Annotated in this window: 21 protein-coding genes and 1 pseudogene; 7 read left to right on the top strand and 15 right to left on the bottom strand. The window is 72.8% G+C overall.

What is annotated here, in order from left to right:
- Positions 1 to 63: 63 nt before the first annotated feature.
- The 5 genes from ACTRO_RS33700 to infC all read right to left on the bottom strand — a co-directional run bounded on the left by ACTRO_RS33700 (position 64) and on the right by infC (position 3,731).
- On the bottom strand, positions 64 to 1,167 hold the full coding sequence (locus ACTRO_RS33700; protein WP_051451788.1) for a sensor histidine kinase: 1,104 nt from the start codon (positions 1,165 to 1,167) through the stop codon (positions 64 to 66).
- 196 nt (positions 1,168 to 1,363) lie between these two features.
- Positions 1,364 to 2,164, bottom strand: a complete 801-nt coding sequence (locus tag ACTRO_RS33695) for a TrmH family RNA methyltransferase (protein ID WP_034277945.1) — start codon at positions 2,162 to 2,164, stop codon at positions 1,364 to 1,366.
- A 59-nt stretch (positions 2,165 to 2,223) separates the two neighbouring features.
- Entirely contained in the window at positions 2,224 to 2,622 is a 399-nt protein-coding gene (rplT, locus tag ACTRO_RS33690; protein ID WP_034269696.1) for a 50S ribosomal protein L20, read from the bottom strand.
- A gap of 99 nt (positions 2,623 to 2,721) precedes the next feature.
- Complete coding sequence (rpmI, locus tag ACTRO_RS33685) at positions 2,722 to 2,916, bottom strand: 50S ribosomal protein L35 (RefSeq protein WP_034269694.1); 195 nt, start codon at positions 2,914 to 2,916, stop codon at positions 2,722 to 2,724.
- 143 nt (positions 2,917 to 3,059) lie between these two features.
- Positions 3,060 to 3,731, bottom strand: coding sequence for a translation initiation factor IF-3 (infC, locus tag ACTRO_RS33680; protein ID WP_051451787.1), 672 nt, complete (start codon positions 3,729 to 3,731; stop codon positions 3,060 to 3,062).
- A 434-nt stretch (positions 3,732 to 4,165) separates the two neighbouring features.
- Here infC and ACTRO_RS33675 point away from each other — a divergent pair, with 434 nt between their 5' ends.
- Positions 4,166 to 4,534 (top strand): DUF1844 domain-containing protein, encoded by a 369-nt coding sequence (locus tag ACTRO_RS33675; protein ID WP_034269692.1) that lies wholly within the window; start codon positions 4,166 to 4,168, stop codon positions 4,532 to 4,534.
- Between the two features lie 13 nt (positions 4,535 to 4,547).
- Here ACTRO_RS33675 and ACTRO_RS33670 read toward each other — a convergent pair whose 3' ends face one another.
- The 4 genes from ACTRO_RS33670 to ACTRO_RS44285 all read right to left on the bottom strand — a co-directional run bounded on the left by ACTRO_RS33670 (position 4,548) and on the right by ACTRO_RS44285 (position 7,674).
- Complete coding sequence (locus tag ACTRO_RS33670; RefSeq protein WP_051451786.1) at positions 4,548 to 5,324, bottom strand: SseB family protein; 777 nt, start codon at positions 5,322 to 5,324, stop codon at positions 4,548 to 4,550.
- A 61-nt stretch (positions 5,325 to 5,385) separates the two neighbouring features.
- Positions 5,386 to 5,586: a hypothetical protein gene (locus ACTRO_RS33665; protein WP_034269689.1), complete on the bottom strand. Its 201-nt coding sequence runs from the start codon at positions 5,584 to 5,586 to the stop codon at positions 5,386 to 5,388.
- 4 nt (positions 5,587 to 5,590) lie between these two features.
- Positions 5,591 to 6,958, bottom strand: a complete 1,368-nt coding sequence (locus tag ACTRO_RS33660) for a S8 family serine peptidase (protein WP_051451785.1) — start codon at positions 6,956 to 6,958, stop codon at positions 5,591 to 5,593.
- On the bottom strand, positions 6,955 to 7,674 hold the full coding sequence (locus ACTRO_RS44285; protein ID WP_051451784.1) for a hypothetical protein: 720 nt from the start codon (positions 7,672 to 7,674) through the stop codon (positions 6,955 to 6,957). Before ACTRO_RS44285 ends, ACTRO_RS33660 begins: the two co-directional genes overlap by 4 nt.
- 264 nt (positions 7,675 to 7,938) lie before the next feature.
- Here ACTRO_RS44285 and ACTRO_RS33650 point away from each other — a divergent pair, with 264 nt between their 5' ends.
- A complete protein-coding gene (locus tag ACTRO_RS33650) occupies positions 7,939 to 9,132 on the top strand; it encodes an amino acid deaminase/aldolase (protein ID WP_034269686.1) in 1,194 nt (397 codons plus the stop codon).
- Between the two features lie 45 nt (positions 9,133 to 9,177).
- Positions 9,178 to 10,104, top strand: coding sequence for a 5'-3' exonuclease H3TH domain-containing protein (locus ACTRO_RS33645; protein ID WP_034277933.1), 927 nt, complete (start codon positions 9,178 to 9,180; stop codon positions 10,102 to 10,104).
- 42 nt (positions 10,105 to 10,146) lie between these two features.
- Here the strand turns inward: ACTRO_RS33645 and ACTRO_RS49190 are convergent, their stop codons facing one another.
- The gene (locus ACTRO_RS49190) at positions 10,147 to 10,326 is read right to left on the bottom strand and encodes a hypothetical protein (RefSeq protein ID WP_051451783.1); all 180 of its coding nucleotides are present in this window, start codon (positions 10,324 to 10,326) and stop codon (positions 10,147 to 10,149) included.
- On the bottom strand, positions 10,319 to 10,972 hold the full coding sequence (locus ACTRO_RS33640; RefSeq protein ID WP_211244495.1) for a hypothetical protein: 654 nt from the start codon (positions 10,970 to 10,972) through the stop codon (positions 10,319 to 10,321). Before ACTRO_RS33640 ends, ACTRO_RS49190 begins: the two co-directional genes overlap by 8 nt.
- Between ACTRO_RS33640 and ACTRO_RS51150 the strand changes: the two are divergent.
- A pseudogene (locus ACTRO_RS51150) lies at positions 10,930 to 11,076 on the top strand (alpha/beta hydrolase); the annotation flags it as partial. The gene ACTRO_RS33640 and the pseudogene ACTRO_RS51150 overlap by 43 nt on opposite strands.
- 44 nt (positions 11,077 to 11,120) lie before the next feature.
- Here the strand turns inward: ACTRO_RS51150 and ACTRO_RS33635 are convergent.
- Positions 11,121 to 11,627, bottom strand: a complete 507-nt coding sequence (locus ACTRO_RS33635; RefSeq protein ID WP_051451781.1) for a MarR family winged helix-turn-helix transcriptional regulator — start codon at positions 11,625 to 11,627, stop codon at positions 11,121 to 11,123.
- Positions 11,628 to 11,850: 223 nt separating this feature from the next.
- Here ACTRO_RS33635 and ACTRO_RS33630 point away from each other — a divergent pair, with 223 nt between their 5' ends.
- Positions 11,851 to 13,611 carry an MFS transporter gene (locus ACTRO_RS33630; RefSeq protein ID WP_063628120.1) on the top strand — a complete coding sequence of 587 codons (1,761 nt, stop codon included), beginning with the start codon at positions 11,851 to 11,853 and terminating at the stop codon, positions 13,609 to 13,611.
- Entirely contained in the window at positions 13,608 to 14,174 is a 567-nt protein-coding gene (locus ACTRO_RS33625) for a cysteine hydrolase family protein (RefSeq protein ID WP_034269683.1), read from the top strand. Before ACTRO_RS33630 ends, ACTRO_RS33625 begins: the two co-directional genes overlap by 4 nt.
- Before the next feature lie 2 nt (positions 14,175 to 14,176).
- Here ACTRO_RS33625 and ACTRO_RS33620 read toward each other — a convergent pair whose 3' ends face one another.
- Positions 14,177 to 14,545: a thioesterase family protein gene (locus ACTRO_RS33620; protein WP_034277927.1), complete on the bottom strand. Its 369-nt coding sequence runs from the start codon at positions 14,543 to 14,545 to the stop codon at positions 14,177 to 14,179.
- A 70-nt stretch (positions 14,546 to 14,615) separates the two neighbouring features.
- Between ACTRO_RS33620 and ACTRO_RS33615 the strand changes: the two genes are divergently transcribed.
- The gene (locus ACTRO_RS33615; RefSeq protein ID WP_034269681.1) at positions 14,616 to 15,665 is read left to right on the top strand and encodes a DUF2891 domain-containing protein; all 1,050 of its coding nucleotides are present in this window, start codon (positions 14,616 to 14,618) and stop codon (positions 15,663 to 15,665) included.
- Between the two features lie 35 nt (positions 15,666 to 15,700).
- On the opposite strand, the gene ACTRO_RS33610 is transcribed toward ACTRO_RS33615, so the two are convergent.
- Both ACTRO_RS33610 and ACTRO_RS33605 read right to left on the bottom strand, forming a co-directional pair.
- Positions 15,701 to 17,038, bottom strand: coding sequence for a vWA domain-containing protein (locus tag ACTRO_RS33610; protein WP_051451780.1), 1,338 nt, complete (start codon positions 17,036 to 17,038; stop codon positions 15,701 to 15,703).
- Positions 17,026 to 18,231, bottom strand: coding sequence for an AAA family ATPase (locus ACTRO_RS33605; protein WP_034269679.1), 1,206 nt, complete (start codon positions 18,229 to 18,231; stop codon positions 17,026 to 17,028). Before ACTRO_RS33605 ends, ACTRO_RS33610 begins: the two co-directional genes overlap by 13 nt.
- Positions 18,232 to 18,233: the final 2 nt, after the last annotated feature.

Raw genomic sequence — 18,233 nt, 5'->3', positions numbered from 1 at the left:
TGCGCGGCGGGGAAGGTCACCCGGCGGCCGGCGGCACGTTCGGTCCCGTAGGGGCGCGCGCGGTCAGGCCGCCGGGATGGTAAATCGGAAACGGGCGCCGCCGCCGGGGGCGCGGCCGACCGTGATGCCGCCGCCGTGCGCCTCGACGATGCCCTTGACGATGTAGAGGCCGAGGCCGGTGCCGCCGCGGCGGTTGCCGCGCCAGAAGCGGGTGAACACGCGCGAGAGCATGGCCTCGGGGATGCCGGGGCCTTCGTCGTCGACGGTCATGGCGACCATGCGCGGTCCCTCTCCCTTCCGCTGCTGCTCGGCTCCGTCCGCCTCCGCGGGCGCGGTCTGCGCCGCGTCGAGCGCCATCGTGATGGTGACACGGCCCTCGCCGTGGCGCACCGCGTTTTCCAGCAGGTTGGCCACCACCTGCCGGAGCTTGTCCGGGTCGGCCCAGACCTGGAAGCGCTCCTCGGCCCTTACCTCGAAGCGGTCGACGTCCAGGCCGGCCGCGGTCATTCCGGCGATCTGGTCGCCCACCAGCTCGGGCAGGTCCACCGGGTAGCAGCCGAGCTGGAGCCGGCCGGAGTCGATCCGGGCGATGTCGAGCAGCTCGGCGATCAGCCGGGTGACCCGGTCCGCGTCCGCGTCCACGGTCTCGAGCATCAGCTTGCGCTGGTCGTCGGTGAACCGCTCCCACTTGGCCAGCAGCGTGGCGGTGAAGCCCTTCACGCTGGTCAGCGGGGAGCGCAACTCGTGCGCGACGGTCGCGATCAGGTCCGCGTGCCGCCGCTCGACGCGGGCCCGGGCCGAGGTGTCGCGCAGGCCGACCACGACCCGGCTGACCGGCCCGCCGTGCTCGCGGACGTAGCGCGCGGTGACCAGCACGTCCCGGCCGTCCGGGAGCAGCAGCCGGGTCTCCGGCTGGCCGGTGCGGATGGCCAGGCCCCCGTACGGGTCGGTGCACTTCCACCAGCGGCGGCCCTCCAGGTCGACCAGCGGAAGGGCCGTGTCGAGCGGGCGGCCGAGGGCGCGGGCGGCGGGCAGGCCGGTGATCCGTTCGGCGGCCCGGTTGAACACCAGCACCCGGTCCTCGGCGTCGGCGACGACGAGGCCGTCGGGCAGGTCGTCGTACGAGGACGCGGCGGCGCCTGGGTCCTGCGGGTTGCTCGCCTCCACCTGGCGCGGTCTCCCTTACGGCTCGGTCGAACTGCGGCACGGGGCACGGGCCGTGACCGCCGCGGCTCGTAGCCATCTTGCCGTGCTGCCACCCCATCATTCCGGGTGCCGCCACCGTAGCGCCAGACTTGGCGGGCATGCGCCCGGGTCTCGCAAGGTCGGCACGCGCGGTCCGCGCCTGCGCGCCGCGCCGGGGCTACGGCCGGCGCTGCGCCCGGGCGGAGGCATAGAGGCACACGGCCGCGGCCGTGGCGAGGTTCAACGACTCGGCCCGGCCGTGGATCGGCACCCGCACGACGCTGTCGGCCAGCTCGCGCAGCGGCTCGGGCAGGCCCCAGGCCTCGTTGCCGAACATCCAGCAGGTCCGGGCGGCCAGCGCGCCGGAGTCGGCCTCGTCGTCCAGGTCGGCGGGGCCCGCGCCGTCGGCGGCCAGCACCCGCACGCCGCGTTCGCGCAGCGCGGCGGCGGCCGCGGGCAGGTCCACGCCGGTGACCACGGGCAGGTGGAAGAGCGAGCCGACCGAGGCGCGCACCGCCTTGGCGTTGTACACGTCCACGGACTCGCCGCTGACCAGCACCGCGTCCGCCCCGGCGGCGTCGGCCGCGCGCAGCACCGAGCCGGCGTTGCCCGGGTCGCGCACGTGGGCGAGCAGCACCACCAGGCGCAGCGGGCCGTCGAGCACCTCGGACAGCGGCCGGTCCAGGAAACGGCACACCCCGACCAGGCCCTGGCCGGTGACGGTGTCCCCGAGCGAGGCGAGCACCTCGTCGGTGGCGACGGCGACCGCGGCACCGTGCGCGCGGGCCAGTTCGAGCTCGTCGGCGTACCGCTCGGCCGCCTGCGGGCTGGCGAACAGCTCGCTGAGCAGCCCCGGCTCGGCCGCCGCCTCGCGCACCGCCTGCGGCCCCTCGACCAGGAACAGCCGCTGCTTGGCCCGGAAAGCACGAGAGGCAAGGCGGCGCGCGGCCACGATCCTCGTGGACTTCACCGAGGAGATCGCGGCCTCGCGCGGCCTTGCCCTACCGTGAGCTACGGGTTGCGCGCTCGCGTCGCGGTTCAGGCCGCGACCTTGTCGGCGGCCTTCGGCGCGTTCACGTCGGCCGGCAGCGCCTTCTGCGCGACCTCGACCAGCGCGGCGAACGTGGCGGCGTCGTTGACGGCCAGGTCGGCCAGGATCTTGCGGTCCACCTCGACGCCGGCGGCCTTGAGGCCCTGGATGAAGCGGTTGTAGGTCAGGCCGTTGGCGCGGGCGGCGGCGTTGATCCGCTGGATCCACAGCCGGCGGAAGTCGCCCTTGCGCTTCTTCCGGTCCCGGTACGCGTAGACCAGGGAGTGGGTGACCTGCTCCTTGGCCTTGCGGTACAGGCGGGAGCGCTGGCCGCGGTAGCCGCTGGCCTGCTCGAGTACCGCCCGGCGCTTCTTGTGGGCGTTGACCGCCCGCTTGACGCGTGCCATGTCGAATCGTCTCCTCGGGGCGGGGCCAGCCGGCGCTGACGCGGGCGGGCCCCATGAATCTCAAAAAGGGTCTGGGGGGTGAAGAGCGGGGCGCGGCGGCTACTGGCCGAGCAGGCGCTTGATCCTCTTCACGTCGGCCGGGGCCAGCACGACCTCGCCGGTGATGCGGCGGGTGTAGCGCGAGGACTTGCGCTCGAAGTTGTGGCGCTTGCCGGCCTGGCCCCGCATGATCTTGCCGGTGCCGGTCACCGTGAACCGCTTCTTGGAGCCGCTGTGGGTCTTGTTCTTCGGCATGGCTGCCGTTCCCTCTCATCTTTCGCGACCCGCCCGGCCGGGTCCGCACGGGCGGACCGGCGCGGAGCGAGCCGTGCCTCGGGGCGGCGGCGGGTCGCCGTCGCCGTTCTCGTCTTGTGGTGCTGCCGGTCGCGAGCGGCGGACTACGCCTGCTCGTCGGTCGGCGGCTCTTCGTGCAGGTCAGGAAGCTCGGGAGCGTCCTCGACGGCCAACTCGCCCTCGTCCTTGCCGGACTGGGCGGCCCGAGCGGCCTTGGCGGCGCGGGCCTCGGCCATCGCGTCGACCTTCTTCTTGCGCGGCCCGAGCACCATGATCATGTTGCGCCCGTCCTGCTTGGGCGCGAACTCGACGAAACCGAGCTCCTCCACGTCCGCGGCGAGGCGGTCGAGCAGACGGCGGCCGAGCTCCGGGCGGGACTGCTCCCGGCCGCGGAACATGATGGTGATCTTGACCTTGTCCCCGGCGTTGAGGAACCGCACCACGTGACCCTTCTTGGTCTCGTAGTCGTGCGGGTCGATCTTCGGCCGGAGCTTCATCTCCTTGATGATCGTGTGCGCCTGGTTCTTGCGCGCCTCACGGGCCTTCATCGCGGACTCGTACTTGAACTTTCCGTAGTCCATGAGCTTGGCCACCGGCGGACGCGAGGTCGGCGCGATCTCGACCAGGTCGAGGTCGGACTCCTGGGCCAGGCGCAGGGCGTCCTGGATCGAGACGATCCCGACCTGCTGTCCGTCCGGTCCGACCAGACGCACCTCGGGTACGCGGATCCGGTCGTTGATACGGGGTTCGGCGCTGATGGGGCCTCCTAGGTTCATGCGGTTCGGGCGGCGAGCCGTGGGCCGCCCGAGCGCGGGACAGTGCGGGGAGAGTGAGCCCGCACCGCCGTCAAACGCCTGGGTGTGAGGGGACGATTCCCCGGCACGCGAAAGAGCCCCGCACCGCCTGCTTCCGCAGGAGCAATGCAGAGCTCCACCTTGCCGTCGCACGCGCTCCGCCCCTCGCGGGGTCCGGCTCGCGCGCCGGGACCGTACCCGTCGACCGCCCGGTCGATCAGGTGGGAGGTGGGCCCTCCACTTGCGGGCCGGCGCGGTTCTTCGAGGAACCACTCCGGCCGGTCGCTTCCACCCAGGTTACCAGAGATCCGGGGCACCCCGGCACATCCGGCGATCTTCCGGGGGACGGCGCGCGGGGGCGGGAGGGGCGCGTGCGAGACTGACGGGGTTCGAGCGAGCGAAGGAGCACCCGCAGCATGTCCGAGACCGACCTGTCCGTGTCCGACCTGTCCGCGCCCCGGGAGCTGGCCGAGGTGCCGGCCGTGGAGGTCATCGCGACGCTGGCCGTGCACCTGATGACGGCGGCGGCGGTGCAGCTGGGCCTGGGCGAGCCGGACGAGGACGGGGCCGAGCCGACCCGGGACCTGGACGAGGCGCGCAAGCTGATCACCGCGCTGGCCGGTCTGGTCACCGCTTCGGCGCCGGAGATCGGCTCGCAGCACGCCGCGCCGCTGCGGGACGGACTGCGCACGCTGCAGCTGGCCTTCCGCGAGGCCTCCTCGGTGCCGGACGCCCCGGGCGCCGGGCCGGGCGAGAAGTACACCGGCGCGGTGCGGGTGCGCTAGGGGCCGACGGCGCTCACACGGCGCCGTCCGTCCCCGTCGCCAGCACGATCCGGAGCCCGCCGGAGAGCCGGTCGCGCAGCAGGTCGTCCGCCGCGATGCCCTCGGCCGCCTCGGCCAACGGCGCCTCGAGCGTCTTCGGATCGGTGCCGGGCAGGAAGCCGAGCGCGAGCACCGTCACGTCCTCCGCGGCCTGCCCGAGTTGCGCGCTGACCAGCGCCTTCGCCAACGCGGGCACCCCCTTGAGCACCCGGTTGATCGCGGCCGTGACCTCCGGGTCCACGGCCGGCGGGAGCGGCTTGCGGCGCTGCGCGAACGCCCGCAGCGCGCTGCCGGAGATCTCGAACTGGCCCGGGCCGCCGAGGTCGAGCAGCAACACCTCGGCCTGCTCCTGCAGGGCCGCGGCCGCCGCCGTCTCTATCGTCACCGGGATCGGCCGCGCCTGCGGGAACCCGGCCCGCCCGCCCCACTCGGCGAGCGCGGCGATGGAGGTGAACGCGGGCAGCGCCTTCGAGCCGTCCGGGGCGACCAGCGTGACCACGGCCATGTCGCTGTCCTTGTCCCGGCGCAGCGCGCTGCCGTCCGGGCCGACGGTCTCGGCCTCCTCCGTCTCGCCGAGCAGGGCGACCACCGGCACCAACACCCGTCGCCCGACCAGCGCCGCGTACGCCGGGTAGACCCCGGCCTCGTCCCGGCGGGCCGCCGCGAGCACCTCGATCAGGTCCGGATCAGCCGACCCGTCGTCGCCCTCGAAGCCGGTCGGTTGCAGCGTGCGGCCGTGGAAGTCTGTCACCCGTCCGACCCTAATAGGGGGCGGAGGGGCGAGTCGAGCCGAGGTCCGGTCTGACTCGGCGTCACGTGAACGACGGCCGCCTGACCCGGCGTCCGGTCACCTCGGCCTCTTTCCGCTCCAGCCACTCCAGATACCAGCTCTGGAAGGTGTGACGCTCGAGGCACGCGTCGACGTACGGCTCGAACGGAGGGTTGAACCCGCCCGACGCGACCGCGAAGACCCGGTCTCTCACGCCGGCCCAGTCGTCCTCGACACCGGTCACGGCCTCACTCCGGCCTGATGCCCGACCGGGGATCGACGCCGGGCGGAGCAGGCGGTGGGGGCATCCGCGACGGATCGTAGGTCGGCGGCGCGAAGTACGGGTTGGTGGTGCTGCCCCACTGCGCGACCACGACCTCCGTCGCGCCGGGAGTCTGTACGACGTAAGCGACCGCCAGCTCCTCTTCCGTCGCCTTGGGCCGCCGCAGCAGGAACGTCGCCACCGCGAGGGCGAGCAGCACCAGCGCGCCGCCGCCGGCCAGGGCCTTGGTACGCGCGGCCGTCCCCCCGGTCGCGGAGGCCACGGTGGTGGTCGGGCCGTAGCCGAAGTGGTCGGAGGGGACGCCGGCGCCGGCCTGGGGCACGGCGGCCTCGGCGGTGTAGCCCTTCGCGGCCTTGAGCGCGGCGACCGGGTCGACCACGCCGAATCCCAGTTCGTCGTTGCGGCCGCCGGCCGGCTTGTCCTTGGCGGTCTGCTCGAGCAGGGTCCTGATCTGCGCCGGGCTCAGCAGCGGGTTCTCCGACTTGAGCAGCGCGACCACGCCCGCGACGTACGCGGTGGCCTGGCTGGTGCCGCTGCCCTCGAGATAGGTGTTGTCCGAGTCGAACGCGTCGCAGGGCAGGTCCACGCCGGGCGCGGCGACCGCGACGTCCCAGCCGGTGGTGGAGAAGTCGGCGTGCTTTCCGCTCGAGTCCACCGCCGCGACGGTGATCACTCCGCGTTCGGCGCCCGGGTAGGAGATCTGATTGCCCTTCAGCGCGCCGTTGCCCGCGGCCGCGACCACGACCACGTTGTGGGCCAGGGCGTAGCGGATCGCGTCGGACTCGGCTGACGAATCGTCGCCCGCGTTCGTCTCGTCCCCGCCCAGGGACATGGATATGACCTTCGCCCCGTGGTCCACGGCGTACTTGATGCCGTCGGAGATCGGGGTGTCGTCTTTGGTGGCTTCGCCGAGGTCCGGCGCGTCGTCGTCCCGGATCACCCGGACCGACAGGATGTGCGCTCCCGGCGCGACGCCGAGCATGCCGGCCCCGCCGCCGTCGCGTCCGTGCCCGGCGATGATCGAGGCCATGCAGGTGCCGTGCTCGCCCCAGCCGGGCTGGCCGGCGCGCTCCACTCCGCCGGCGTAGTCGGGGCCCGTGCTCACCTGGCCGGTCAGGTCGACCCGCCCCTGCACGACGCCGGTGTCGAGCAGGCCGACCGTGACGCCCCTGCCGTTGCTCAGCTGCTGGGCCGCGGCCAGATTGAGGTAGGCGACCGGCCACTCGCTGTCGCGGATCGAGTCGGCGCTGGCGGCCGGCGCGGCCCAGACCGTGGCGGCGCCGACGCAGGCGAGCGCCGCGGCCGCCGCGGAGAGCCGGCGCACGATGCTCATGACTGGCTCCCGTTCCGGGCCGGCCCGAGCGCGGTGATCGAGGTGAGCAGATAGGTCGCCAGATCGTCGGCCGCCTGCACCGGCGGCGAGTCGGCCTGCAGCTCGGACTCGTCGCCGCGGTCGAAGGCGGCCGCGGTCGGGCCGTGGCGGCCGTCGGCGAACCCTGAGACGGCGAAGGTGAGGTAGTCGCCGTCTTCGGAGATCCCCGACTTCCAGGCGATCCGCTGGCCGCTCTGGAAGGACGCGGCCAGGGAGCCGCGCACCGGGTAGGTGGCAGGCATCATCGTGTACTGCCGCGCGAACGAGTCCGCCGTCCAAGTCCGGAACAGCGACGTGCGCTCGGCCTCGCTGCCACTCGTGACCACCACGCCGAGCGTCACCACGACGGACTCGGTCGAGTCGAGGTACGTCGCCTCGAGCACGTGGGAACAGCCCGCCTTGCCGAGCGCGCGGCGGAACGGGGCGGGCAGCTGCTCGCAGCTCTCGTCCGGGTTGACCGCCAGCCGGTAGTAGGCCTCGGTGCCCTCGCGGTCCAACTGCGGCGGGAGGATCTTGTCCGCGGGCTCGCTGCGCCACAGCGCCCCGGCCTCGACCTGGTTGGGGCCGGCGTCGTCGCCCGGCAGCGCGTCCGAGCGGGCCGGTGAGGCACCGGACAGGGCGAGGCCGCCGACCAGCGCCGCGACCGCGACGGCCACCACGGCCAGCGCCGCCGTCACCCGTGCGGGGGACCGCCGGGGCCGGACGGGAGGCCGGGGCGGCTCGGGCGGCCAAGGCCAGCCAGCCTGCGGATCCACGCCGCTCCCTCCGTCGACCGCGCCGCGGCGAGGCCGAAAAGACGTTTCAACGTGTGCACCTTATACCGGCCCACCGACCCGCTCGGCTGACTTCCACCAGGCCCCGTCCTCGGTCATCAACTCGCAACCGTTCCGGGACACTCTCGGTCTCGTCCCTCCCGTAACGCGCATGGGAAGGTCACTAGCGTGAAGGACCTGGAACGGCTGAACCACGCCACCGCGCATCTCGACCCCCCGCTGGCGGTGGTCGACCTCGCGGCGCTGCGCGAGAACGCAGCCGACCTGGTGCGCCGGGCCGCCGGCAAGCCGATCCGGGTCGCCTCCAAGTCCGTGCGCTGCCGCGAGATCCTGCGCACCGTGCTGGAGATGGACGGCTTCGAGGGCGTCATGGCCTTCACCCTGCCCGAGGCGCTGTGGCTGGCCGAGTCCGGGTTCTCCGACATCCTGGTGGCCTACCCGACCGCGGACCGGGCCGCGCTGCGCCGGCTGGCGGCCGACCCGATGGCGGCGGACGTGATCACCCTGACCGCCGATTCGGTCGAGCAGCTGGACTTCATCGAGAAGGCCGTGGCCGAGATCGCGGACGCGGCCCCGATCCGGATCAGCGTGGACGTGGACGCGTCCTGGCGGCCGTTGCGCGGCCGGGTGCGGGTGGGCGCGCTGCGCTCGCCGCTGCACAGCGTGGAGGCGGTCTCGGCGGTGGCCCGCGAGGCGGCCGACCGCACCGGCCTGCGGCTGGTGGGCCTGATGGCGTACGAGGCGCAGATCGCCGGCGTGGGCGACCGGCCGCCGGGGCGTCCGGCCCGGGGCCTGGCGGTCCGGGCGATGCAGGGCCTGAGCGCGGCCGAGCTGGCCGAGCGCCGGGCCGAGATCGTCGCGGCGGTCAAGGAGATCGCGCAGCTCGAGTTCGTCAACGGCGGCGGCACCGGCTCGGTCGACCGCACCGCCGCGGAGGACTCGATCACCGAGATAGCGGCGGGCTCCGGACTGTTCAAGCCGCGCCTGTTCGACGGCTACCGCGCGGTGGCGGGCCGTCCCGCGGCGATGTTCGCGCTGCCGGTGACGCGCCGGCCCGGCCGCGGCGTGGTCACCGTGCTCGGCGGCGGCTACCTCGCCTCCGGCGCGCCCGGCTGGGACCGCCTGCCGCAGCCGTATCTGCCGGCCAAGCTGCACTACGACGCCCAGGAGGGCGCGGGCGAGGTGCAGACCCCGCTGCTCGGCGCCGGAGCCGACGACCTGGCCGTCGGCGACCGGGTGTGGTTCCGCCACGCCAAGGCCGGCGAGCTGTGCGAGCGCTTCGCCGAACTGCACACGATCGAGGGTGACAAGGTGACCGCGACCGTGCCGACGTACCGCGGCGAAGGGCGCACGTTCCTCTGACGTGCTGTCGGTGGCGCGTGCCATGCTGGTCGCGTGTCCCGACTGATGCTGCTCGATACCCCGACGCTGTACTTCCGCGCGTACTTCGCCCTGCCCGAGTCGATCGCGGCGCCGGACGGCCGGCCGGTCAACGCGGTCCGCGGCACCCTGGACTTCATCTCGCACCTGGTGACCCACCACCGGCCCGACCGCCTCGTCGCGTGCTTCGACGCGGCCTGGCGCCCGGCGTTCCGAGTGGCGCTGCTGCCCTCGTATAAGACGCACCGGGTCGCGCAGGAGGCGCCGGCCGGCTCCGGCGGGACCGCGGTGGAGGAGGTCCCGGACACGCTCAGCCCGCAGGTCGAGATGCTGCTCGAGGTGCTGGCCGCGTTCGGCATCGCCGACGGCTGGGCCGAGGGCCACGAGGCAGACGACGCGATCGCCGCCTACGCCGCCCGCCACCGCGCCGAGGACGGCGGCCCGGTGGACGTGGTCACCGGCGACCGGGACATGTTCCAGCTGGTGGACGACGGCGCGGGCGTGCGGGTGTTCAACATCGCCCGCGGCGTGGCGAAGCTGGAAGTGCTGGAAGACGCGCAGCTGACCGAGAAGTACGGCGTGACCGGATCGCAGTACGCGGACTTCGCCACGCTGCGCGGGGACCCGAGCGACGGCCTGCCCGGCGTCGCCGGCGTCGGCGAGAAGACCGCCGCGACCCTGCTGGCCGAGTACGGCTCGCTCACCGGCCTGCTCGCGGCCGCCGCCGACCCGGCCTCCGCGCTCAAGCCCGCCGTGCGCAAGAAGCTGGAGGCCGCCGCCGACTACCTCGCCGTCGCCCCCGAAGTCGTCCGGGTCCGTGCCGAGGCGCCGACGACGCCGGTCGACTCCGCGCTGCCGACGACGCCGCGGCATCCGGACGAGCTCGAGAAGCTGGCGGAACAGTACGGCCTGACGAACCCGGTGAAGCGGCTGGCGAAGGCGCTGGCGGGGTAGATCGGCGCGCAGAGTCCTGGAACCGTCTGCGCAACCGCCGGACTAAAGGGCTTCCAGGTCGTGCAGCCACCGGTCCACCGGCCCCACCGTGACCATGCCGCTGCCGGCCCCCGCCAACTCTCCGGACGCCGGAAGCAGCGCGCTCCGGCAGCGCGCCGCGGCCGGCCGGTCACGCAGCTCGATCGCGGCGGCCGCCAGGAGGCAGTAAGTGGCCTCATACATCAGGTCCGCAGGGGGTTCGGGCGCGGAACGCAGAGCGGCCCGGGCCTCGTAGGCCCGGCATCCCTCCGGCGGCCAATTCCTCCTCGGCCGCCTGATACGCCTGGCGGGCCGCGTCCGGGTGGCCGTGCGCGGCCAGGCGCATGGCCCGGTACCAGCGGGTGAAGACGGTCGCGAGCGGGCGCTCGTACCGGTCGGCGAGCCGGTCGGCCGTGGCGGCGTGGTGGTCGGCGCCCGTGAAGTCGCCGAGTGCCCCGCGGGCTTGGAGCCGGACGAGATGCCCGAGGACCTGGGAACTCGGCAGGTCGTGCCGGTCGGCGAGCTCGACGATCCGCGCGCCGATACGGTCGCGCCGGGCGGCCAGCCCGGCCCGGGTGCAGGAATGCAGGAACTGTCCATTGAGTGCCAGGGCGAGAAGCGCCGGTTCGCCCAGGTTCTCGGCCAGCCGCTCGGCCTCGGCAGCGGCTTGCGGCCCGCGTGGATCGCGGGCGCCGCGCAGCTCCAGGGCGAGCGTGGCCAGCAGCCGGCAGCGGGCCGCCTCGGTGGACGGCGCGACCGGCAGCGCCGCCAGAGTGCGTTCGGCAGCCGCCGCCAGCCGCGCGGCCTGGACCGGGTCGTCGCTACGACGCGGCCAAGCTTTGGCAGGCATGGGCACCGGACTTGCAGCACACCACTGTCACCTGCGGTCACTTCATGGCCGAGGAGGCGCCGGATGTGGTGATCGATGCACTGCGCGTCATGCTAGCCCGCTGACCTTGTCTTCGAAGCCTGACCCCCGAGTATCGCAGTGCTGGTTCTCAGCTCCTTAGCTCTAGTCCCCCTGTGGCCGCCGCGTTCTCGTCGGTGCTGATCGCCTCGGCCAGTGCGCGCAGGGCGGGCAGGGCGGCGGCGAGGGCGTCGAGGTCGGGGATGCTGAGGCGGTCGAGCTGACGGGCGAACAGTTCGGCCCGCTCGTCGGCCCAGCGCGCCAGTCGTTCGCGGCCGGCTGGGGTGGCGCTGAGGATGGCGCCGCGGCGGTCGAGGGGCGAAGGGTCGCGGCTGAGGTAGCCGAGCCGGGCGAGCTGCTGGACCTGGGTGGAGACCGAGTTGGCGGCCAGCCGGAGCTCCTTGGCGGCCGCGGAGACGCTGATGCCCGGACGCTCGACCACCAGCCGCAGCAGCTCCCCCTGCGCTCCGGCCAACGGCTCGAAGTGCAGTTGGGAGCGCACGTGGCGGCGCACCGTGCGGTTGAGGGCCGACAGATGGTCGGAGAGGTCCTCGGCCAGCGACCTGCGGTCGGGCGGGGAGGGCGGGGCGGCCGTCATGGAGCCAGGGTAAGTCTAAAGCAGAGCTAATGACTAGGGCCTGAGCTGCATGCACAGTGTTCGCGGAACGAGCGTGTGACGACTGAGTGGCGGTACGGGGGCGGCGGTGGCGAGCGCGGTGGGGGCCGGAGGTCTTCTGCGCCTCGGTCTCGTTATCTAAGCTAAGGAGGTAGTCCTTCGTTCCGCGCATCCGATCCCCGTCCCCGATCTCGCGGGAGGATCCGTGACCTCCGTCGTCAACTCCGCGTCGAGCCTCCCGGAGGATGCGGCCGAGCCACCGCACGACGCCGGGCGCTACAAGTGGGTCGCTCTGACGAACACCACGATCGGCGTGCTGATGGCCACCATCGACGCCTCGATCGTGCTGATCTCGCTGCCGGCCATCTTCCGCGGCATCCAGGTCGATCCGCTCACGCCCTCGAACACCAGCTACCTGCTGTGGATGCTGATGGGCTACATGGTCGTCACAGCCGTGCTGGTCGTCAGCTTCGGCCGGATCGGCGACATGTACGGCCGGGTGAAGATGTACAACCTCGGCTTCGCCGTCTTCACCGCCGGCTCGCTGGCGGCGTCGGTGACCTATTTCGGCGGGACGGGGGCGGCCCTGTACCTGATCGCGATGCGGATCGTGCAGGGGGTCGGGGGCGCGATGATCATGGCGAACTCCGCCGCGATCCTGACCGACGCCTTTCCACGGCACCAGCGCGGCATGGCGCTCGGCATCAACGCCGTGGCCGGCATCGCCGGGTCGTTCATCGGGCTCGTCGCGGGCGGGCTGCTGGCCGCGGTGGACTGGCACCTGATCTTCTACGTGAGCGTGCCCATCGGCCTTTTCGGCACGGTCTGGGCCTACCGCAAGCTGCGCGAGGTCGGCACGAAGGAGGGCGGGCGGCTCGATCTGCCCGGCAATCTGCTCTTCGGCCTCGGCCTGATCGCCGTGCTGGTCGGGATCACCTACGCGCTGCAGCCCTACGGCGGGGCGGACATGGGCTGGCGCAATCCGCTCGTACTGAGCCTGCTCTCCGGCGGCGTCGCCATGCTCGCGGCCTTCCTGGTCGTGGAGAGCCGGGTCACCGACCCGATGTTCGACCTGAGCCTGTTCCGCGTGCGCGCTTTCGCCGCCGGCAACATCGCCTCGCTGTTGTCCTCCATCGGCCGCGGCGGGCTGATGTTCATGCTGATCATCTGGCTGCAGGGGATCTGGCTGCCGCTGCACGGGTACGACTTCACCGCCACGCCGCTGTGGGCCGGGATCTACATGCTGCCGCTGACCGGCGGGTTCCTGATCGCCGGGCCGGCCTCCGGGTACCTGTCCGACCGCTTCGGCGCCCGGCCGTTCGCCACCGGCGGGATGCTCGCCGCGGCCGCCACCTTCGGACTGCTGATGCTGTTGCCGGTGAACTTCGGCTACGGCTACTTCGCCGCCCTGCTGCTGTGCAACGGACTGGCGATGGGGCTGTTCGCGGCGCCCAACACGGCCGGCATCATGAACGCGGTTCCGGCCAACCGCCGCGGCGCGGCCTCGGGGATGCGCTCGACCTTCCAGAACTCCGGGATGACCCTGTCCATCGGCCTGTTCTTCACCATCATGGTGGTGGGCCTGTCCAGCGCGCTGCCCGCCGCCCTCGTGCACGGCCTGACCGCGCAGGGGGTGTCCGGCCCGGACGCGGCGAAGGTCGCCTCGCTGCCGCCGGTCTCGATCCTGTTCGCCGCGTTCCTCGGCTACAACCCGATGCAGAGCCTGCTCGGGCCCACTCTGGCCAAGCTCTCGCCGTCCCAGCAGGCCACGCTCACCGGGCACAGCTTCTTCTCGAACCTGATCGCCGACCCGTTCAAGCACGGCCTTATCATCGTGTTCACCTTCGCCCTGATCATGTGTCTGATCGCGGCGCTGGCCTCGTGGCTGCGCGGGCCCGCCGTCCGCGCCGGCCGGCCGCCCGCCGCGCCCTCCCCCGCCCGCGCATCGAAACGAGATCGAGCATGACGAGCAACAGCGCCCTCCTGGTGATGGACGTGCAGCAGGCCATCGTGGACCGGTTCGCCGGCTCCGAGAATGCGGCCGGCTACCTCCCGCGGCTGCGCGAGGCGATCGACGCCGCGCACCGGGCCGAGATCCCGGTCCTCCACGTGGTCGTCGGCTTCCGCGACGGACACCCGGAGATCAGCCCGCGCAACAAGACTTTCAGCACGCTGGCGCTGAGCGGCGGCTTCGCCGAGGGCGCCGAGGACGCGCGGGTACACCCGGACGTCGCGCCGAGTCCCGGCGACATCCTGATCACCAAGAAGCGGGTCAGCGCGTTCGCCGGCAGCGACCTGGACCTGGTGCTGCGGGCACGGGGCGTCGACAGCCTCGTCCTGACCGGCATCGCGACCAGCGGCGTCGTGCTCTCCACGCTGCGTCAGGCGGCGGACCTCGACTTCCGGCTGACCGTCCTGTCGGACGGCTGCCTGGACGCCGATCCCGAGGTCCACCGCGTGCTGCTGGAGAAGGTGTTCCCCCGTCAGGCGGAGATCGTCGAGGTCGCCGAGTGGATCAAGTCCCTGTGATCTCAGCCCGCTGAGGCGCCGCCGAGCCCGGCGAGGAAGCGCGCCCGGTCCACGATCGCGCGTTCGATCTCGCCGGTCGCCACCTGTTCCCCGTCGGCGTCGACGGCGCTGACGGGGAAGGTCAGGCGTCGGCCGGTCGGGCTCTTCGGCGCTGTGGCGGTCAGCTCCACGCGGCCGCCGACCGGGGTCGCGCGCAGGTGGTCGATCCTGATGGCGGTGCCGACCGACGTCTGGCCGGCTTCGAGGAAGGGGCCGGCCGCTTCGACGGTGGCGGCCTCGAGCCACTGGATCAGCCGGGGCGTGGCGAGGACGGGGACGTCGCCGCTGCCCAGCGCCTGCGCGGTGTCGGCTTCGCTGACTTCACGGATCACCCGGCCCACCCTAGCCAACGTCACTCGATAAACTCCACGTTCGAACACGTCGACGCACTTAGGGGTAGCGATGAGCCTTGACCTCGAGACCGCGGCGGAACGGCGGCGCGCGCTGCTGGCCGATCAGGCGGCCGGTTTCGCCGCGACGGCGGTGGAGAACCTGCGGCGGGAGTTCCCCTACCATCTGTCCCGCCTGATGCGGCGGCCGGGCGATTTCGCGCACGCGCCGCGGGACATCCACCCCGCCTTCTCCAGCTCTTTCGACTGGCACTCCTGCGTGGAGATGCACTGGGTGCTGGTGCGGCTGCTGCGCACCCTCCCGGGCGTGCTGGACGAGGCGGAGATCCGGAGCGTGCTGGAGGCCAACCTCACCACCGCGAATCTGGCCGTCGAGGCCGCCAGCTTCCGCGCCGGGCTGCGTCCGGCGCGGCCGTACGGATGGGGCTGGGCGCTCGCGCTCACCGACGAGCTGGCCGGCTGGGACGACCCGGACGGGCGGCGCTGGGCGGCCGCGATGACGCCGCTGACCGACGCCATCGTCGAGGCCTTCCTCGCCTACCTGCCGAAGAGCCCGTATCCCAGCCGCCGCGGCGCGCACTCGAACACCGCCTTCGGCCTGCGGATCAGCCTGGACTTCGCCCGCCGAAGCGCGGACGCGGGCGATCCGGGGCTGCTGGAGTGCATCCGCGACGCGGTGGAACGCTGGTACGCCGCAGACGCCGACTACCCGGGGGCCTGGGAGCCCGACGCCTCCGACTTCCTCTCCCCCGCGCTGGTCGAGGCCGAGTTGGTGACGGAGCTGTGGGAGCCGGAGCGCGCGCTGCCCTGGCTCGACGCCTTCCTTCCGGGGATCGCCGAGGGCATGCCGAAGCAGCTGTTCACCGTCGCCATGGTCGGTGACGACAGCGACGGCCAGATCGCCCACCTGCACGGCCTGAACCTGAGCCGGGCCTGGTGCTGGCGACGGCTGGCCGAGCACCTGCCCGCCGCGGACGCGCGCATCCCGGTCATGCTCGAAGCAGCCGCCCGCCACGCCGAGCCCGAGCTGGCCAACGTCAGCGGCTCCGACTACATGATCGAACACTGGCTGGCAGCCTACGCAGTGCTCTACCTGATCTGAGTGACATGGTCTGAGCGGGCGCGCCTGACCGGGCATCACCTGCACAGGCGCACCGTCTCGATCCAGTCCGGGGGCAGCGAAGGCGCGTAGTCATCGTCGTCATCGTCCTCGCTGTATCGGGAGTCGGAGCCGAAGATGCCCGCGATCACGCGGCCGCCCGGGTTGTCGGCCGGCCACGGCGTGAACCCGTCGGTGAGCACGACGATGACGTCCGGTCTCGGGCGGGCGGCGGCCGCGCGGCCGATGCCTTTGCGCATGTCCGTTCCGCCGCCGCCGACGAGGTTGAGCTCCTCCGCGCGGCAGATCTGCTGCACGGTGTGCACGGCGGCGTCGCAGCTGTAGACGCCGACCTGGCTGCCGTGCGCGCCGACGGACCGGCAGATCGCGGCCACCTCGGCCAGGGCGCTGCCGAGGTCGGCATCTGTCACCGAGCCCGACGTGTCGACGACCACGGCCACGCGCGGCAGGATGCTGCGAAGACTGGGCAGGACCACCGAGCCGTCGAGCGAAGCGGCGCGCCGGCTCGGCCGCCGGTAGCTGTAGTCGCCGGCGCCCCGGCCGGCCGCCAGGCAGCCGCGCAGCGTGCTGCCGAGGAGCGCGCGCCAGTCCTGCATCGGCTCCGCGCCGCCTTCGGCCCACCGCTTCCAGCCCTGCGGCACCGTTCCCCACCTCCGCTTGTCGAGGAGGGCTTCGCGCACACGGAAGCGGATCGCAGCGGCCTCGAACTCACCGATCGCCTGCGCGCCGGAGCCGTCGAGTTCCCAGGGCGCCTCGCCCCCGTGCGCACCGGATCCGCACTCCACCCAGGCCAGGTCGCCGTTCAGGACCAGCTTCGGCAGCAGTCTGACGTACTCCTCGAACAGCGCGCCGTTCTTGATCTGCAATCCCATCGGGGTCACCGCGCCCTTGGGAAGGCGCAGTTTCACCGTCGTCTCGTCGCCGAAGCTCTCCACCAGATCGTCGTTGATCTCGCAGTCCATGGCGATGTTCATGCGGATCCGTGCGGCCAGCGGATGCTCCGGGTCGAGCGCGGGCGTGCCGGCGCTCTTGTGGTTCCTGCTGCGTTCCATGAGCCTTTCGGCTCGGCGATGGTGGTCGCGCACGAGGTGGGAGACCTCGTGCAGCCAGACGACGGCCAGGTCCGGCAGCTCGGTCATGGCCACGAACGCGGGCGACGCGTAGCAGCGCCAGTATCTGTCCACTGCCATGGTGGGAACGCCGTAGCTGGGGACGATCGTCAGCGCGTGCAATGCGGTGGCGAGGTAGGGAGCCGCGGCCACCGCCGTGCGACGCGCCGCCAGCAGTTTGGCCATGTCGATCTCTGCTGCCGGGTCCAGCGCCTCGGGCCGCGCGGGCGAGCTCAGTCCGCCCATGCCAACACCTCGCCGAGGGCGCTGAGGCGATCGAGCTGCTCGGGTGCGGCCCAGAGCGGGTCGCGCAGATCGGCGAGCTGCATGGCGGGGGCGACGAGCAGGTCGATCGGGACCAGCTCGGCGAGCCGGGCCACCAGTGTCCAGCCGGCTTCCCAGCGTGCTTGCGTCGCGTCGCGCTTGATCGCGTCCACGACGGCGCAGAGCATGGCGTGTACGCGATCTCCGCGCGCGGGCACGTCGGCGCCGTCCGGATCCGCGAGCACCTCTTCGGGGTCGGGCAGGTCGCGCTGTTCGAGGAACGCGAGCAGTTCCATCCCGGCTCCGTCGCCCACGGCGCCGCGGACGGCCAGGGCGATGGCCTCGATGTCCGCACCCGCCGCGTAGCCGAAGGCGAGCAGCCGCAGCACCATCTCCCACGTGCGCGGCGAAGGCCACGCTCCGCCACGCGAGTTGGCGGACGTCGGCATGCGGTGTGTGTAGTCGGGACGCGCGGTCAGGAAGCCGCACACCGCGGATCGCGCGCGGGCGACGGAGCGTTCCAGACGGGCGGGATCGAGACGCGGCAGCGGGATGTACGGCCAGGTACCGCCCAATCCGCGCACGACGATCTCGGGATCGTGCACCCAGGCCAGGTGGACGAAGCGGTTGGCCAGCGGCGGGGCGAGCTGCCAGCCGTCCGCCGCGCTGTTGGCCGGGTTCGCGGCCGCGACGATGCGCACGGATTCGGGCAGAGCCAGGCTGCCGACGCGGCGTTCGAGGACCACGCGCAGCAGCGCGGCCTGCACGGCGGGCGGGGCGGAGGAGAGCTCGTCGAGGAACAGCAGGCCCTTGCCGGTCCGGCTCAGGCGCACGGCCCAGTCCGGCGGTGCCATGGCCACGCCCTGGGCGGCCGGATCGGCGCCGATGACGGGCAGTCCGGCGAAGTCGGAGGGCTCGTGCACGCTGGCGATCACGGTCTCCAGCGGAAGATCGAGGCCGTCGGCGAGCTGGGTGAGCGTGGAGGACTTGCCGATTCCGGGCTGGCCCCACAGCAGCACCGGCAGGTTGGCGGCCGTCGCCAGCGCGAGCGCCTGAACGGCCGGGTCGGTGCCGGGTGCGGTGCTGCTGACCCGGGTGAGCGCGATGAGGCGGTCGGCGGTCTGGATCTCGGTAGTCTGGGTCGCCACGGACGGGGACGGCATGGTCAGAGTCATGA

This window comes from Actinospica robiniae DSM 44927, from assembly GCF_000504285.1.
GTDB classification, from domain to species: domain Bacteria; phylum Actinomycetota; class Actinomycetes; order Streptomycetales; family Catenulisporaceae; genus Actinospica; species Actinospica robiniae.
Note: the sequence above shows the minus strand (reverse complement) of the source record. Positions and strands in the feature narration are given on the sequence as shown.

Excerpts from the sequence above, each read along its gene's own strand:
- rplT (WP_034269696.1), bottom strand. The coding sequence starts at position 2,622 with ATGGCACGCGTCAAGCGGGCGGTCAACGCCCACAAGAAGCGCCGGGCG.
- rpmI (WP_034269694.1), bottom strand. The coding sequence starts at position 2,916 with ATGCCGAAGAACAAGACCCACAGCGGCTCCAAGAAGCGGTTCACGGTG.
- infC (WP_051451787.1), bottom strand. The coding sequence starts at position 3,731 with ATGAACCTAGGAGGCCCCATCAGCGCCGAACCCCGTATCAACGACCGG.
- ACTRO_RS33675 (WP_034269692.1), top strand. The coding sequence starts at position 4,166 with ATGTCCGAGACCGACCTGTCCGTGTCCGACCTGTCCGCGCCCCGGGAG.
- ACTRO_RS33660 (WP_051451785.1), bottom strand. The coding sequence starts at position 6,958 with ATGAGCATCGTGCGCCGGCTCTCCGCGGCGGCCGCGGCGCTCGCCTGC.
- ACTRO_RS33645 (WP_034277933.1), top strand. The coding sequence starts at position 9,178 with ATGCTGCTCGATACCCCGACGCTGTACTTCCGCGCGTACTTCGCCCTG.
- ACTRO_RS49190 (WP_051451783.1), bottom strand. The coding sequence starts at position 10,326 with ATGTATGAGGCCACTTACTGCCTCCTGGCGGCCGCCGCGATCGAGCTG.
- ACTRO_RS33640 (WP_211244495.1), bottom strand. The coding sequence starts at position 10,972 with ATGCCTGCCAAAGCTTGGCCGCGTCGTAGCGACGACCCGGTCCAGGCC.
- ACTRO_RS33635 (WP_051451781.1), bottom strand. The coding sequence starts at position 11,627 with ATGACGGCCGCCCCGCCCTCCCCGCCCGACCGCAGGTCGCTGGCCGAG.
- ACTRO_RS33625 (WP_034269683.1), top strand. The coding sequence starts at position 13,608 with ATGACGAGCAACAGCGCCCTCCTGGTGATGGACGTGCAGCAGGCCATC.
- ACTRO_RS33615 (WP_034269681.1), top strand. The coding sequence starts at position 14,616 with ATGAGCCTTGACCTCGAGACCGCGGCGGAACGGCGGCGCGCGCTGCTG.
- ACTRO_RS33610 (WP_051451780.1), bottom strand. The coding sequence starts at position 17,038 with ATGGGCGGACTGAGCTCGCCCGCGCGGCCCGAGGCGCTGGACCCGGCA.
- ACTRO_RS33605 (WP_034269679.1), bottom strand. The coding sequence starts at position 18,231 with ATGACTCTGACCATGCCGTCCCCGTCCGTGGCGACCCAGACTACCGAG.